General features: G+C 71.3%; 12 protein-coding genes. 6 read left to right on the top strand and 6 right to left on the bottom strand.

The annotated features are described in order from the left end of the window. Positions 1-14: 14 nt before the first annotated feature. The 4 genes from ACY34M_RS29500 to ACY34M_RS29485 are packed head-to-tail and all read right to left on the bottom strand — an operon-like array spanning position 15 to position 4,450. Positions 15-644: a GTP-binding protein gene (locus tag ACY34M_RS29500; RefSeq protein ID WP_462721371.1), complete on the bottom strand. Its 630-nt coding sequence runs from the start codon at positions 642-644 to the stop codon at positions 15-17. Continuing rightward, positions 625-1,083 (bottom strand): DUF742 domain-containing protein, encoded by a 459-nt coding sequence (locus ACY34M_RS29495; RefSeq protein WP_462721370.1) that lies wholly within the window; start codon positions 1,081-1,083, stop codon positions 625-627. Before ACY34M_RS29495 ends, ACY34M_RS29500 begins: the two co-directional genes overlap by 20 nt. Continuing rightward, on the bottom strand, positions 1,080-1,547 hold the full coding sequence (locus tag ACY34M_RS29490; protein WP_462721369.1) for a roadblock/LC7 domain-containing protein: 468 nt from the start codon (positions 1,545-1,547) through the stop codon (positions 1,080-1,082). The genes ACY34M_RS29495 and ACY34M_RS29490 overlap by 4 nt, the downstream gene beginning before the upstream one ends. A gap of 35 nt (positions 1,548-1,582) precedes the next feature. After that, the gene (locus ACY34M_RS29485) at positions 1,583-4,450 is read right to left on the bottom strand and encodes a sensor histidine kinase (protein ID WP_462721368.1); all 2,868 of its coding nucleotides are present in this window, start codon (positions 4,448-4,450) and stop codon (positions 1,583-1,585) included. Between the two features lie 399 nt (positions 4,451-4,849). Here ACY34M_RS29485 and ACY34M_RS29480 point away from each other — a divergent pair, with 399 nt between their 5' ends. After that, entirely contained in the window at positions 4,850-5,638 is a 789-nt protein-coding gene (locus tag ACY34M_RS29480) for a protein phosphatase 2C domain-containing protein (RefSeq protein WP_462721367.1), read from the top strand. A 6-nt stretch (positions 5,639-5,644) separates the two neighbouring features. Here the strand turns inward: ACY34M_RS29480 and ACY34M_RS29475 are convergent, their stop codons facing one another. Further along, on the bottom strand, positions 5,645-6,157 hold the full coding sequence (locus tag ACY34M_RS29475) for a MarR family winged helix-turn-helix transcriptional regulator (RefSeq protein WP_462721366.1): 513 nt from the start codon (positions 6,155-6,157) through the stop codon (positions 5,645-5,647). Between the two features lie 239 nt (positions 6,158-6,396). Here ACY34M_RS29475 and ACY34M_RS29470 point away from each other — a divergent pair, with 239 nt between their 5' ends. Next, on the top strand, positions 6,397-7,233 hold the full coding sequence (locus ACY34M_RS29470) for a lysozyme (RefSeq protein ID WP_462721365.1): 837 nt from the start codon (positions 6,397-6,399) through the stop codon (positions 7,231-7,233). Positions 7,234-7,379: 146 nt separating this feature from the next. Here the strand turns inward: ACY34M_RS29470 and lon are convergent, their stop codons facing one another. Beyond that, the gene (lon, locus tag ACY34M_RS29465; protein ID WP_462721364.1) at positions 7,380-9,782 is read right to left on the bottom strand and encodes an endopeptidase La; all 2,403 of its coding nucleotides are present in this window, start codon (positions 9,780-9,782) and stop codon (positions 7,380-7,382) included. Positions 9,783-9,950: 168 nt separating this feature from the next. Here lon and ACY34M_RS29460 point away from each other — a divergent pair, with 168 nt between their 5' ends. The 4 genes from ACY34M_RS29460 to ACY34M_RS29445 all read left to right on the top strand — a co-directional run bounded on the left by ACY34M_RS29460 (position 9,951) and on the right by ACY34M_RS29445 (position 13,360). After that, the gene (locus ACY34M_RS29460) at positions 9,951-10,610 is read left to right on the top strand and encodes a GNAT family N-acetyltransferase (protein WP_462721363.1); all 660 of its coding nucleotides are present in this window, start codon (positions 9,951-9,953) and stop codon (positions 10,608-10,610) included. 96 nt (positions 10,611-10,706) lie between these two features. Continuing rightward, positions 10,707-11,408, top strand: a complete 702-nt coding sequence (locus tag ACY34M_RS29455; protein ID WP_462721362.1) for a spermidine synthase family protein — start codon at positions 10,707-10,709, stop codon at positions 11,406-11,408. 93 nt (positions 11,409-11,501) lie between these two features. Further along, positions 11,502-12,239 (top strand): response regulator transcription factor, encoded by a 738-nt coding sequence (locus ACY34M_RS29450; protein WP_266714016.1) that lies wholly within the window; start codon positions 11,502-11,504, stop codon positions 12,237-12,239. Next, on the top strand, positions 12,236-13,360 hold the full coding sequence (locus ACY34M_RS29445; protein ID WP_462721361.1) for a HAMP domain-containing sensor histidine kinase: 1,125 nt from the start codon (positions 12,236-12,238) through the stop codon (positions 13,358-13,360). Before ACY34M_RS29450 ends, ACY34M_RS29445 begins: the two co-directional genes overlap by 4 nt. The last annotated feature ends 225 nt before the right edge of the window (positions 13,361-13,585 follow it).

Below are 13,585 nucleotides of genomic sequence, written 5' to 3'. Positions count from 1 at the left end.
ACGGTTCCGCGCGACTACTCGGGGGTCGCGTCCAGGGCGTGGCCGACCAGCGCCAGGAGCGTCTCGATCGCCGCGATACGGCGCCGCGCGTCCATGATCAGCACCGGTACGTGCGGCGGCACGGTGAGCGCCTCCCGTACGTCCTCGGGCGCGAACTCGGTCGTGCCGTCGAAGTGGTTGACGGCCACCACGTACGGCAGCCCGCAGCTCTCGAAGTAGTCGAGCGCCGGGAAGCAGTCCTTCAGGCGGCGGGTGTCGGCGAGCACGACCGCGCCGATCGCCCCGCGCACCAGGTCGTCCCACATGAACCAGAACCGCTGCTGCCCCGGCGTGCCGAACAGGTACAGCACCAGGTCGTCGTCGAGCGTGATGCGGCCGAAGTCCATGGCGACCGTGGTCGTGGACTTCTCCGGCGTCGCGGTGAGGTCGTCGGTGTCCTCGCTCGCCTGTGTCATCAGCGCCTCGGTCTCGAGGGGCTGGATCTCCGACACGGCGGACACCAGGGTCGTCTTGCCCACGCCGAAGCCGCCCGCCACGATGATCTTCGTGGCGACGGGGGCCCGGGTCCTGTCGGTCTGCCAGGCCTGCAACTCCTCGTCTTCCAAGGGCAGTTCGTCGAGCAGTTCAGAGGCGGCGGAGTCCACTCAACACCCTTTCGAGGAGCGCCCGGTCCGGCTGTCCGGGGCCGTGGCCTGTTCCGTATACACGGATCTTTCCCTGGTCGGCGAGGTCGCTGAGCAGCACACGCACCACGCCGAGCGGCATCTTGAGCAGCGCCGCGATCTCCGCGACCGTCCGCATGCGGCGGCACAGCGCGACGATGGCGCGCATCTCCGGCATGATGGCGGCGAGCCCGCCCGAGCCCAGCTCGGGGCGCTCCTCGGGGCCCTCGATCGCCGCGGTGCTGGCGATGAACGTCTCCACGAGCAGCACATGGCCGAAGCGGGTGCGGCCACCGGTCAGCGAGTACGGGCGGACGCGCGCGGGCCTGCGGTCGCCGCCGCGCACGGGGAGCCTGCTCGTTCCGTACGTCCTACTGGTGCCGTTCGGACTGTGAGCACTGCTCGAAGAGCCGGGGGTCATCGGCTGGCCTCCATCGACTGGCGCAGTTCGCTGCGGAGTTCCGGCGTCAGGACGTGCCCGGCACGCCCGACGAAGAGCGCCATGTGGTACGCGATGACGCCCATGTCGCAGTCGGCCGAGGCGTGCACCCCGAGCAGGGATCCGTCGCTGATCGACATGACGAAGAGGCTGCCCTCGTCCATCGCGACCATCGTCTGCTTGATGCCTCCGCCGTCCATCAGCTTGGCGGCTCCGATGGTCAGCGAACCGAGCCCGGCCACGATGGCCGCCAGGTCGGCGCTCGACCCTTTGGGGCCGGTGCTCGCGTCGGTCGCCGGGGCCGCGTCGTGCCGACCCGGATCGGAGGAGAGCAGGAGCAGTCCGTCCGACGAGACGACCGCGACGGACTGGAGCCCTGGCACCTCCTCGACCAGATCGGTGAGCAGCCAGTGCAGGTTGCGTGCCTCGCTACTGAGACCGTTCATTCCCTTTAGTCCGTTGAGTGCAGGGGTGGGCGCAGTCAACTGCTTGCCTCCTCGGCTGTGTCCCCCTCGGCTTCACTTCTACGTCCAGGGTTGTCTGCGAGCTCGGCCGTGACGTCACGGCGGCCCGCGGTCGCGCCGCGGTGGAACCCGCCGAGCTTGCGGCGCAGCGCGTCCGCGTCGACGGAGCCGGTGCGCGGCTTCGGTGCGGACGCGGGGGCGGCCACCTTCGGGGTGCGCTTGGGAAGGCCCTTCGCGGTGACGCGTTCGGCCGGTTCGGGCTGCGGTTCGGACTCCGGTTCGGGCCGCCGGTCGAGCGGCTGGTCCGGCTGCTCGGGGTGTCCGGCGGGCTCTTCCGGCTCCTCGCGCGGCGCGCGCGGGCGCGGAACTTCGGCCGCGGGCCCGGGGGCCGGGGTCGGGGGGAGCCAGGGCGCCGACTCGGGCTCCGGCTCAAGCTCGGACTCCGGCTCGGGCTCGGGCTCAAGCTCGGAATCCGGCTGGGGCTCGGACTCCGGCTCGGGCTCGGGCGGTACCGGCGCGCCGAGCGCCATGGTCGTCTCCGCGGGCGACTCGACCGGCTCGAAGGACTCGGGCGACTCGGCGGACTCCACCGCTTCCGCCGACTCGCGCACGGCCTGCTCGGCCGCCTCGATCAGCGGGTCCCCGTGCTCCGGGGCGAGCTCCTCCGGCACGGTGCGGCCGTACAGCTCGTTGGAGTTGGCCTCCGCCTCGGAGCCCGCCTGGCGGACCGCGGGTGCGGCGCCGGGCACCAGGACGGCGGGCGGCACCGAGGCCGCGGGGGCGGCGGCGAAGAGGGACGCGGGCAGCACGGCGACCGCCGCGACCCCGCCCTGCTTCTGCTCGCGCAGCCGTACGCGCACACCGTGGCGGACCGCGAGCCGGGCGACGACGTACAGGCCGAGCCCGAACCCGTCGACGTCCTCGGGGTCGTGCGCCTCCTCGGCGGTGAACGAGGAGAGGCGCGTGTTCAGCTCGCGCATCCGCTCGTCGGTCATCCCTATGCCCTCGTCCTGGACGGAGAGCATGACCGCGCCGCTCTCCAGGAGCCAGCCGGAGACCTCGACGGAGGCGTCCGGCGGCGAGAACGACGTCGCGTTCTCCAGGAGTTCGGCGACGAGGTGGCTGAGGTCGTCGGCGGCGAAGCCGGCGAGGTGGGCGTGCGGCGGGAGCGCGGCGATGCGCACCCGCTCGTACCGCTCGATCTCGGAGACGGCGGCGCGCACCATGTCGACGAGCGCCACCGAACCGCCGTGCTGCGGGCCGCGCTCGGTGCCCGCGAGGACGAGCAGGTTCTCGCTGTGCCGCCGCATGACGGTGGCGGAGTGGTCCAGCTTGTAGAGCGTGGCGAGCCGGTCCGGGTCCTGCTCGCGCTCCTCCAGGCCCTCGATGATGCCCAGTTGCCGCTCGACGAGTCCGAGGGTGCGCAGCGCCAGGTTGACGAACGTGCCGTGGATGGAGTGCTTGACGCGGTCCAGCTTGCCGGCGACCTCGGCGAGCTCGCCGCGCAGGCGGTCCCGCTCGTCGGCCATCCGCTGGCGCTCGCCGACGAGGTGCTTGCGGTCGGACTCCAGGGTGCCGATGCGGCCGTGCAGCCCCACGGCGTGCGCGTGCAGGGCGTTGATGGAGTCGACGACCTGAGCGAACTCGTCGTTGCGGCCCTTGTACTTGACCGGTTCCTCGACCGCCGGATCGCCCGCGACGCGCGCGGAGCCGATGCGCAGCGCGGCGAGCGGGTGGGTCAGCGAGCGGGCCGTCGCCATGGCCACGCCGACGGCGGCGAGGAGGCAGACGCCGACCAGCGCGATCCGGATCTCCAGCGCGGTGACGTCGTCGTCGCGCAGTTGCTCCAGGCGCTTGACCCGCTGGTCGCCGAGCGCGGACTCGGCGCCGCGCATGAGGTCGATGCGGGAGGTGAGAGCGGCTTCGACGCTCTTGGCGTTGTAGCCGAGTTCGGTGTCGCTCAGCGTCGGGGCGTCGGCGAGGCGCGTCAGATAGGCCTCGGCGCGCGTGGCGTCCGGGCCGGTGACGGTGGAGTCGTACGCGTTGACCGCCGAGGTCGTGCCCGAGTCGTGGAAGTCGTCGAGCGCGGCCTGCTCGCGCACCCTGGCCCGCTGGCCCTCGGCGCTGAGCGCGTCGCGCTGGGCGCGGGCGGCGGAGGACTCGCCGACGACCGCCTTGCGCAGTCCGGTCGCGGGGTCGATCCCGCTGGTCGTGGTGCGCGGCACGGCGAGCGCGGAGAGCAGCAGTCCGCGCGCGGCGGACGCCTGCTCGACGGCGCGGTCCAGGTCCGCGAGCGCGTACGCCCCGGAGCCCGCGCGCACGGGTATGCGCTCGGCCAGGTCCTCTGCGCGCGCGTGCAGTTCGCCGATGGAGCGGGAGTACGCGGCGTGGGCCTCCAGGGCGGAGCCCTTGCCGGTGAGGGCGGAGCGGCGCACGGCGGCGACCCCGTCGAGGTCCTTGCGCAGTGCGGGACTCGCGTCCACGCGCAGCTCGTCGACCTGCCGGTCGACGCGGGCCCCGCGTGCCTCGCTCAGCCCCTGGCCCTTGGGCCGGCCGGCCGCGATGAACCGGGTGACCTCGTCCCGCTCGTCGGCGAGCGCGTGCGACAGGGACAGTGCCTGCTGGGTCAGCCGGGCCTCGTCCACGAGGTTCTGCGACTCGCCCACGTTGTCGGAGGCGCCCACGACGACCGGAGCCCCGGCGCCGACGACGGCGGCCGCGACCACGGCGACCGCCACGATCAATCGGCTGCGGACCCGGACGCGCTTGCCCCGGCCGGAACCCTTGCGGCTCACCTCGGGCGCCTGGCCTGGGGCGACATCACCCGACACACCCAGCCCACTGGCCCCATTACCGCCGGAGGTGTTCCCCACTGATGCTCGCATTCCTGACTCGTCCTACGCATGGGTCCAGGTGACGCTGCGTCAACACTCGTGACCCTCTGGCCTGGTTCCTGACCCTTCCAGTGCCGGTGAGCAGGGGGCGCCCATCACCTCGCCCGCCACCCGAAGGAGTGAACATCGAGCGGGAGTTGGGGAGCAAGTTCCCGTGCAGTGATCACGCTCTGTCAACCGCGCGCTGGTTGGACGTCTTCGGCGCCCTTTGGCAAGATGCCCCGCCACACGCCAGACGGAAGTGATCATTCCAAGCAAATCCGGCGCTCCGCAAGCCGGTTCGGATCGTTGTCGAACCGGAACGGAAGCACCGCCGACCACCACGGTTCGACGCGCTCCAACTCGTGGCGCCACGCCGTCCCGTGAGGGCACCTCGTGCAGACTGATCGCATGCGCATCGAACTGACCACGGAGCCGGGCGCCGCCGACCGACCCAACGAGGACTACGTATCGGTGGCCGCACCGGCCGCAGGGCACGGCGGTTCGCTGGTCGTCCTCGACGGGGTCACTCCCCCGGCCACCGACGACGGCTGCCGGCACTCCGTACCGTGGTTCACCGCCCACCTCGGCGGCGCGCTGGCCGAACTGTCCGTTTCGCGGCGGGACATGAGCCTGGCCGACGCGCTGAGCACGGCGATCGCCCGGACCGCCGACGCCCATCGCGACACATGTGACCTTTCTCACCCGCGTACTCCGCAGGCGACCGTGGTGCTGGCCCGCTGGGACGCGGAGCGGGTGGAACATCTGGTGCTCTCCGACTCGGCGTTGCTCGTCGAGGCCCCGGACGGCGCGGTCACCCCGCTGCTCGACGACCGCCTCGACCGGGTCCCGCGCGCCCACCTCGTCTCGAACGAGGTGGCCGACGCCACGGTGCGCAACAAGGAGGGCGGCTTCTTCACGGCCGCCGCGGACCCGGCGGTGGCGCGCCGCGCGGTGACGGGCACGCTCCCCCGCGGCGAGGTACGGGCGCTCGCCGCGCTGACGGACGGCGTGACGCGCTGGGTGGAGAAGTTCCACGAGGGCGACTGGACGGACCTGTTCACCCTCGTACGCAAGGAGGGCGCGGAGGCGACGGTGGCACGCGTGCGCGCCCTGGAGGACGCGGACGCGGAAACCCGCACCCACCTCCGCCGTGCCAAGACCCACGACGACGCGACGCTGGCGTACGTGGAGCTGTGACCGGGACTATTCGGCGCCGGCATTCAACTGGTGCAGGAGCCGCGCCAGTTCCGCCACTTCCCGCCGGTCCCATCCCGCGAGCTGCCGCACGTACCGCCCCCGCCGCGCGTCCCGCACCTGCCGGAAGTGCTCACGCCCGTACTCGGTGAGGGAGACCAGCCACGCCCGGCCGTCCGCCGGATCGGGGGCGCGGTCGACGAGGCCCAGCTCCTCCAGGGCCCGCAGCTGGCGGCTCATCGTCGCCTTGCCTACGCCGATGTACCCGGCGAGCTCGGTCGCCCGCTGTGCCCCGCACTCCTCCAGACGTACGAGAAGCCCGTACGCGGCCGGTTCCAGATCGGGGTGGACCTCGCGCGCCATCTCGCCGGAATTGGCCCTCGCCCGGCGCAGAAAGACGGTCAACTCGCGCTCCAGGGCCAGGAATTCACCGTCCACGGCCGTCGGCGCCGCGGCGGTTCGCAGCTCGGTCTCCGCACTCCGCCGCCCGTCGTTCCCGTCTTCGCGCACGTCAGCACCCATGACCAGATTTTCCCCTGCTTCCCGGAGATTCCCGAATCTGAAAGTTTTCGCCCATCACGGTCATCACCGCAGTTCCGCCAGTATTTCGCAGGCGTAGACCAACGGCACACACCGACCCCTCTTCCACCGGCCGGTCTACGTGCGTAGCGTGGTTATCGCTGCCGGTCATGGCATGCACTCACCATCGAGCGCACTGGCGCCACCGCAACGTCACCCCACGTCGTCCCCGGAGGCCGCTCATGCCTGTGCACAGACCTGTCACCAACCGTCGCAGACGCAGCACCAGTCTCGGCGTCACCGGCACTCTGCTCCTTGCTCTCTCCCTCTTGTTCACTCTCCCGAGTGCGGCGCAGGCCGCCGACGTCCCCGCCCGCGGCGAGGCCCACATGGGCACAGGGGTCGCCGAGCACGACGGCGTCGGCTCCCCGCCCTCCTCCGGCGGCCGCGCCACACAGACCGAAGGCGTCGACGTCTCCAGCCACCAGGGCAACGTGGCCTGGTCGACGCTGTGGAACAGCGGCGTGCGCTGGGCCTACACCAAGGCCACCGAAGGCACGTACTACACGAACCCCTACTTCGCGCAGCAGTACAACGGCTCGTACAACGTGGGCATGGTCCGCGGCGCGTACCACTTCGCTACGCCGGACACCACGAGCGGGGCCACCCAGGCCAACTACTTCGTGGACCACGGCGGCGGCTGGTCCAAGGACGGCAGGACGCTGCCGGGCGTGCTCGACATCGAGTGGAACCCGTACGGCGCGGCCTGCTTCGGCAAGACGCAGAGCGGCATGGTGACCTGGATCCGGGACTTCCTGAACCAGTACAAGGCCCGCACGGGACGCGACGCCGTCATCTACACGGCGACCAGCTGGTGGACCCAGTGCACGGGCAACTACTCCGGCTTCGCCGCCAACAACCCCCTGTGGATCGCCCGCTACGCGAGCACGGTCGGCACCCTGCCGGCGGGCTGGTCCTTCCACACCATGTGGCAGTACACGTCGACGGGCCCGACGGTCGGCGACCACAACAAGTTCAACGGCGCGCTCGACCGCGTCGTGGCACTGGCCAACGGCTGACCAAAAACAGCGGCCGGACTCCAGAGGGAGTCCGGCCGCTGTCCTGCCGCGGTGAGCCACGACGGCGGATTGAGCAGATCAAGCCCCTGCGGCGATTGCGCAGCGGGGTCCGGGGCAGAGCCCCGGGACCTCACCCCCGCCGCAGGTCACGCGGCGACGGGAACCCCGACGTCGGCGGGCGCCAGCGCCAGCTCCAACACCTGCCGCACATCGTTCACCGGGTGCACGTCGAGCTTCTCCAGGACCTCCGCGGGGACGTCGTCCAGATCCGCCTCGTTCCGCTTCGGAATGATGACGGTCGTGATCCCCGCCCGGTGCGCGGCCAGCAGCTTCTGCTTGACGCCACCGATGGGCAGGACCCGCCCGGTCAGCGAGACCTCACCGGTCATGGCCACATCCGTACGGACGAGCCGCCCGCTCAGCAGGGACGCGAGCGCCGTCGTCATCGTGACGCCCGCGCTCGGCCCGTCCTTCGGGACGGCACCGGCCGGGAAGTGGATGTGCACGCCGCGCTCCTTCAGGTCGGCGACGGGCAGCTCCAGTTCCGCGCCGTGCGAGCGCAGGAAGGAGAGCGCGATCTGCGCCGACTCCTTCATGACGTCGCCGAGCTGACCGGTGAGGGTCAGCCCCGCCGCGCCCGTCTCCGGGTCGGCGAGCGACGCCTCCACGAAGAGCACGTCACCACCGGCCCCGGTCACGGCGAGCCCGGTCGCCACGCCCGGCACGGACGTGCGCCGCTCGGCCGGGTCCTGCGCCGACTCGGGCACGTGGTGCGGCCGCCCGATGAGCGGACGCAGATCGCCCTCGCCGACGGTGAACGGCAGCTCGCGCTCGCCGAGCTCGTGCTCGGCCGCGACCTTCCTGAGCACCCGCGTCACCGACCGCTCCAGGTTGCGCACGCCGGCCTCGCGCGTGTACTCGCCGGCGAGCTTGCGCAGCGCGTCGTCGCCGATGGTGACCTCGTCGGCCGCGAGTCCCGCGCGGTCCAGCTGGCGCGGCACCAGGTGGTCGCGGGCGATGACGACCTTCTCGTCCTCGGTGTACCCGTCGAGCCGGACCAGCTCCATGCGGTCGAGCAGCGCCTCCGGGATCGCTTCGAGCACGTTCGCCGTCGCGAGGAACACGACGTCGGACAGGTCGAGCTCGACCTCCAGGTAGTGGTCGCGGAAGGTGTGGTTCTGGGCCGGGTCGAGGACTTCGAGCAGCGCCGCGGCCGGGTCGCCGCGGAAGTCGGAGCCCACCTTGTCGACCTCGTCCAGGAGGACCACCGGGTTCATCGACCCGGCCTCCTTGATGGCGCGCACGATGCGGCCCGGCAGGGCACCCACGTACGTACGCCGGTGGCCGCGGATCTCCGCCTCGTCCCGTACGCCGCCGAGCGCGACGCGGACGAACTTGCGGCCCATCGCGTGCGCCACGGACTCGCCGAGCGAGGTCTTGCCGACGCCGGGCGGGCCGACGAGCGCGAGCACGGCACCGCCGCGCCGCCCGCCGACGACGCCGAGGCCGCGGTCGGCGCGGCGCTTGCGCACGGCCAGGTACTCGGTGATCCGCTCCTTCACGTCGTCCAGGCCCGCGTGCTCGGCGTCGAGGACGCCGCGGGCGCCCTGGATGTCGTAGCTGTCCTCGGTCCGCTCGTTCCACGGGAGTTCGAGGACGGTGTCGAGCCAGGTGCGGATCCAGGAGCCCTCGGGCGACTGGTCGCTCGACCGCTCCAGCTTCTCGACCTCCTTGAGCGCGGCGTCGCGCACCGTCTCGGGCAGGTCGGCGGACTCCACGCGGACGCGGTAGTCGTCCGACTCCTCGCCGTCCGTCTCTCCGTTGAGGTCGCGCAGTTCCTTGCGGACGGCGTCGAGCTGGCGCCGCAGCAGGAACTCGCGCTGCTGCTTGTCGACGCCTTCCTGGACGTCCTTGGCGATGGACTCGGCGACGTCCTGCTCGGCGAGGTGGTCGCGCAGGTGCTGGGTGGCGAGCTTCAGCCGCTCGACCGGGTCGGCGGCCTCCAGCAGTTCGATCTTCTGGGCGGTGGTGAGGAACGGCGAGTAGCCGGAGTTGTCGGCGAGCGCGGACACGTCGTCGATGGCCTGGACGCGGTCCACGACCTGCCAGGCGCCGCGCTTCTTCAGCCAGTTCGTGGCGAGCGCCTTGTACTCCTTGACCAGCTCGGTGATGGCGCCGGGCAGCGGGTCCGGCACCTCCTCCTCCACGGTCAGGCCCTCCACCCACAGGGCGGCGCCGGGCCCGGTCGTGCCCGCGCCGATGCGCACGCGGCCGACGCCGCGGATGAGCGCGCCGGGGTCGCCGTCGGCGAGGCGTCCGACCTGCTCGACGGTGCCGAGCACGCCGGTGTTCGCGTACGTGCCGTCGACGCGTGGAACAAGCAGCACCTTCGGCTTGCTGGGTCCTGTGCGTGCGGCGGCCTGCGCGGCCTCCACCGCGGCTCGTACGTCGGTGTCGTTGAGGTCCAGGGGCACCACCATTCCGGGCAGCACGACCTCGTCGTCGAGCGGCAGCACGGGCAGGGTGAGCGGTGTGGACGTCGAAGCCATGATCTCCCCTTCGGCAGTCAAGTTGAGCTATGTCGACTCAATGCTCGGGAGTCCCCAGATGTTCCGGAGAGGCCGTTCGCTGTCAGCGATCACGGCTTCCGCCGGAACGAGGCGACCGTATGTAATAACTGCAACCACGAAGGGACCCTTACGCAAGGGAGTGCGGTCATGACGGGCGAGCAACTCGTACGGGACTGGATCGACGGCTGGGTCGCGTCGCGCGGCACCGCTCCCCCGCTCACCGAGCCCTGGGGTTACACGATTCACGTGGGCCTTCCGGAGCACGTGAGCCGGCACGTCGTCGGCGCCACCAACGACGCCGTGCGCGAGGAGGCCGTGCGCAAGGCGGCCGAGTCGACGCACGGCCGCGGCACCCACCTGAAGGTCTTCGCGGACGCGGAGCGGGTGCTGCCGTGGCTGGGCCCGGAGTGGGAGGCGTACGGGGCGGACGACTTCCTGATGTCGACGGACCTCACCGCGGCCCCGGCGCCCCTGGCCCCCAGGGGCTACATCCGGCATGTCTGGACCCGCGCGGGCGTCACCCGCGTCCTGCTGACCGACGCCTCGGGCGCCTTCGCCGCGCGCGGCCAGGTCGCCCCGACCGGAGCGAGCGCCGTGGTCGACCAGATCGAGACCTCCGAGCACCACCGCCGCAAGGGCCTCGGCCGCGTGGTCATGGCCACGCTCCAGGAAGCCGCCCACACCCGCGGCGCGACCCGCGCGGTCCTCGCGTGCACACCGGAGGGGCGACTGCTCTACGAGTCGGTGGGCTGGCGGATCGAGGCACCGCTGACGAACGCGAAGTACGTCGGCGCCCCGGAGGACTGACGCGGTCGGCATCACCCTCTGTGACGCGCGCCATGTGAGACGTGGGACACACAAAAGCCCGGCGGGACATAGGTGCGGTCGGCAACAATGGCGGCCATGACGACTTTGCACGACCCCGATCCACCCGTCGTCCTCGATCGCCACGAAGGCCCGTTCGGCGAGGTGGTCCTGCGGCGGCACGGCGAGCTGCTGCAGATCATCGCCAACGGCACGTTCCTCATGGACACCTCCGACGGCCGCTCCGAGCGGCGGCTCGTCGACGCGGCGCTCACCGCCCTCACCACCGCCGGCCCGCTCGACGACCGCGCGAAGCCGCGTGTCCTCATAGGCGGCCTCGGCGTCGGCTTCTCCCTCTCCCACGCGGCCGCGGACCCGCGCTGGGGCGGCATCACGGTCGTCGAGCGGGAGCCCGCGATCATCGACTGGCACCGGGACGGACCGCTGCGCGAGCTGTCCGCCGAGGCACTCGCCGACCCCCGTACAGAGATCGTGGAGGCCGACCTCGTACGGCATCTGCACACGAGCACGGAGACGTACGACGCGCTCTGCCTCGACATCGACAACGGTCCCGATTGGACCGTGACCGAGGACAACGACGGGCTCTACGGGCCCGCGGGCCTCGCCGCCTGCATGGATCGACTCGACCCGGGCGGTGTTCTCGCCGTATGGTCCGCACAGCCGTCAGCAAATTTCGAAAAAACCTTGCGGAATGCCGGTTTCCAGGCGGTGCGCACCGAAGAGATCCCGGTTGTCCGGGGCGTCCCCGACGTGGTGCACCTCGCACTGAGGCCCACGTAGCCGACCGGCGGTAACTCCCCGTACGCTGACGTCCGAAACCCGATCATTCAAGCGTCAAGCGCGTCACGACGGCGCGCACTCAGGGGCGGGGCGATGGAGCAGACACACACCTCCCACAACACCACCACGACGACACAGGGAGCCCAACGACGGGTCCTGGTCGTCGAGGACGATCCGACCATCGTCGATGCCATCGCCGCCCGGCTGCGTGCCGAGGGATTCCTCGTGCAAACCGCGCAGGACGGCCCGGCGGCGGTGGACACGGCCGAGGCCTGGCAGCCCGACCTGCTGATCCTCGACATCATGCTGCCCGGATTCGACGGGCTCGAGGTCTGCCGGCGCGTGCAGGCCCAGCGGCCGGTGCCGGTGATGATGCTCACCGCGCGCGACGACGAGACGGACATGCTCGTCGGCCTCGGTGTCGGCGCCGACGACTACATGACCAAGCCGTTCTCCATGCGGGAGCTGGCGGCGCGCGTGCACGTGCTGCTCCGCCGCGTCGAGCGGGCCGCGCTGGCCGCCACGACGCCGCGCAGCGGCATACTGCGCCTCGGCGAGCTGGAGATCGACCACGCGCAGCGCCGTGTGCGCGTGCGCAGCGAGGACGTGCACCTCACGCCCACGGAGTTCGACCTCCTGGTGTGCCTGGCGAACACGCCGCGCGCCGTCCTCTCCCGTGAGCAGCTGCTCGCCGAGGTGTGGGACTGGGCGGACGCCTCGGGCACCCGCACCGTCGACAGCCACATCAAGGCGCTGCGCCGGAAGATCGGCGCGGAGCGCATCCGCACCGTGCACGGCGTGGGCTACGCGCTGGAGACGCCGAACCCGTGAGCGGTGGGAACCGGACTCCGGGCGGGCGGCCGCACCGGCCGCCGTTCAACCCGCAGTGGGCGTCCGGGGGCTTGCGCCCCTTCTCCGTCAAGGCGAAGCTCGGCACGCTCGTCGTCGTCTCGGTCTTCATCACCACGGGCCTGCTCATGGTGGCGATGTACACGGCGACGGAGCTGCGCTTCATCACGGTGTTCTCGATCATCGCGACGCTGCTCATCACGCAGTTCGTGGCGCACTCGCTGACGGCGCCGCTCGACGAGATGAACCTGGTCGCCCGGTTCATCTCCAACGGCGACTACTCACGCCGGGTGCGCGGCGCGGACCGGCGCGACGAGATCGGTGACCTCGCGGTCACCATCAACCGCATGGCCGACGAGCTGGCGGCCCAGGACCAGCAGCGCAAAGAGCTCGTCGCCAATGTCTCGCACGAGCTGCGCACGCCCATCGCGGGCCTGCGCGCGGTCCTGGAGAACGTGGTCGACGGGGTGATGTCGCCCGACCCCGAGACGATGCGCACCGCGCTCAAACAGACGGAGCGGCTCGGCCGCCTCGTCGACACCCTGCTCGACCTGTCCCGCCTGGACAACGGCGTCGTGCCGCTGAAGGCGCGCCGCTTCGAGGTCTGGCCGTACCTGTCGGGTGTCCTGAAGGAGGCCAACATGGCGGTCTCCCAGCGCGCCGGCATCGCCTCGGGCTCCGGCACCCACACCCGCACGGACGTCCATCTGCACCTCGACGTCTCGCCGCCCGAGCTGACCGCGCACGCCGATCCGGAGCGCATCCACCAGGTCGTCGCGAACCTCATCGACAACGCGGTGAAACACTCGCCGCAGCACGGCCGCGTCACCGTGCTCGCCCGGCGCGGTCCCTACCCCGAGTCACTCGACCTCGAAGTGATCGACGAGGGCCCCGGCATCCCGCAGTCCGAGTGGCACAAGGTCTTCGAGCGCTTCAACCAGGGCGCGGCGACCGGCGACAAGGGCGACGGCGGCACCGGCCTGGGCCTCGCGATCGCCCGCTGGGCCGTCGAACTGCACGGCGGACAGATCCGGGTGGCTGAATCCGCTCGGGGCTGCCGGATCAAGGTCACCCTTCCGGGAGAGTCCGGAACGCAAAGTTGACGTAGGGTTTCGGTCAGGCAAGGGTCAAGAGCGCGCCAGGCAGACAAGAGCACGCCGGGCGCGCATCCGAACGTACCGAAACCTCGGTTGTTTCCCGCCATTTCCAGGCCCGAAACGCGACTTCCGATGTGACTTACGTGACGGATCACCGGCCCGGTCTGCACGTCTCGCACATGGAGGCGTAGCCTTTATTCCCGCTGTCCATCACCTTGTGAGAAGCGGAAG

The organism is Streptomyces sp. EDA2-14, from assembly GCF_054963755.1.
The sequence above is the reverse complement of the archived record's forward strand: the minus strand, read 5'-3'. Positions and strand labels throughout refer to the sequence as shown.

Bases quoted from the DNA above. Each gene is read 5' to 3' on its own strand.
- ACY34M_RS29495 (WP_462721370.1), bottom strand. From the start codon at position 1,083: ATGACCCCCGGCTCTTCGAGCAGTGCTCACAGTCCGAACGGCACCAGT.
- ACY34M_RS29490 (WP_462721369.1), bottom strand. From the start codon at position 1,547: ATGAACGGTCTCAGTAGCGAGGCACGCAACCTGCACTGGCTGCTCACC.
- ACY34M_RS29485 (WP_462721368.1), bottom strand. From the start codon at position 4,450: ATGCGAGCATCAGTGGGGAACACCTCCGGCGGTAATGGGGCCAGTGGG.
- ACY34M_RS29480 (WP_462721367.1), top strand. From the start codon at position 4,850: ATGCGCATCGAACTGACCACGGAGCCGGGCGCCGCCGACCGACCCAAC.
- ACY34M_RS29475 (WP_462721366.1), bottom strand. From the start codon at position 6,157: ATGGGTGCTGACGTGCGCGAAGACGGGAACGACGGGCGGCGGAGTGCG.
- ACY34M_RS29470 (WP_462721365.1), top strand. From the start codon at position 6,397: ATGCCTGTGCACAGACCTGTCACCAACCGTCGCAGACGCAGCACCAGT.
- lon (WP_462721364.1), bottom strand. From the start codon at position 9,782: ATGGCTTCGACGTCCACACCGCTCACCCTGCCCGTGCTGCCGCTCGAC.
- ACY34M_RS29460 (WP_462721363.1), top strand. From the start codon at position 9,951: ATGACGGGCGAGCAACTCGTACGGGACTGGATCGACGGCTGGGTCGCG.
- ACY34M_RS29455 (WP_462721362.1), top strand. From the start codon at position 10,707: ATGACGACTTTGCACGACCCCGATCCACCCGTCGTCCTCGATCGCCAC.
- ACY34M_RS29450 (WP_266714016.1), top strand. From the start codon at position 11,502: ATGGAGCAGACACACACCTCCCACAACACCACCACGACGACACAGGGA.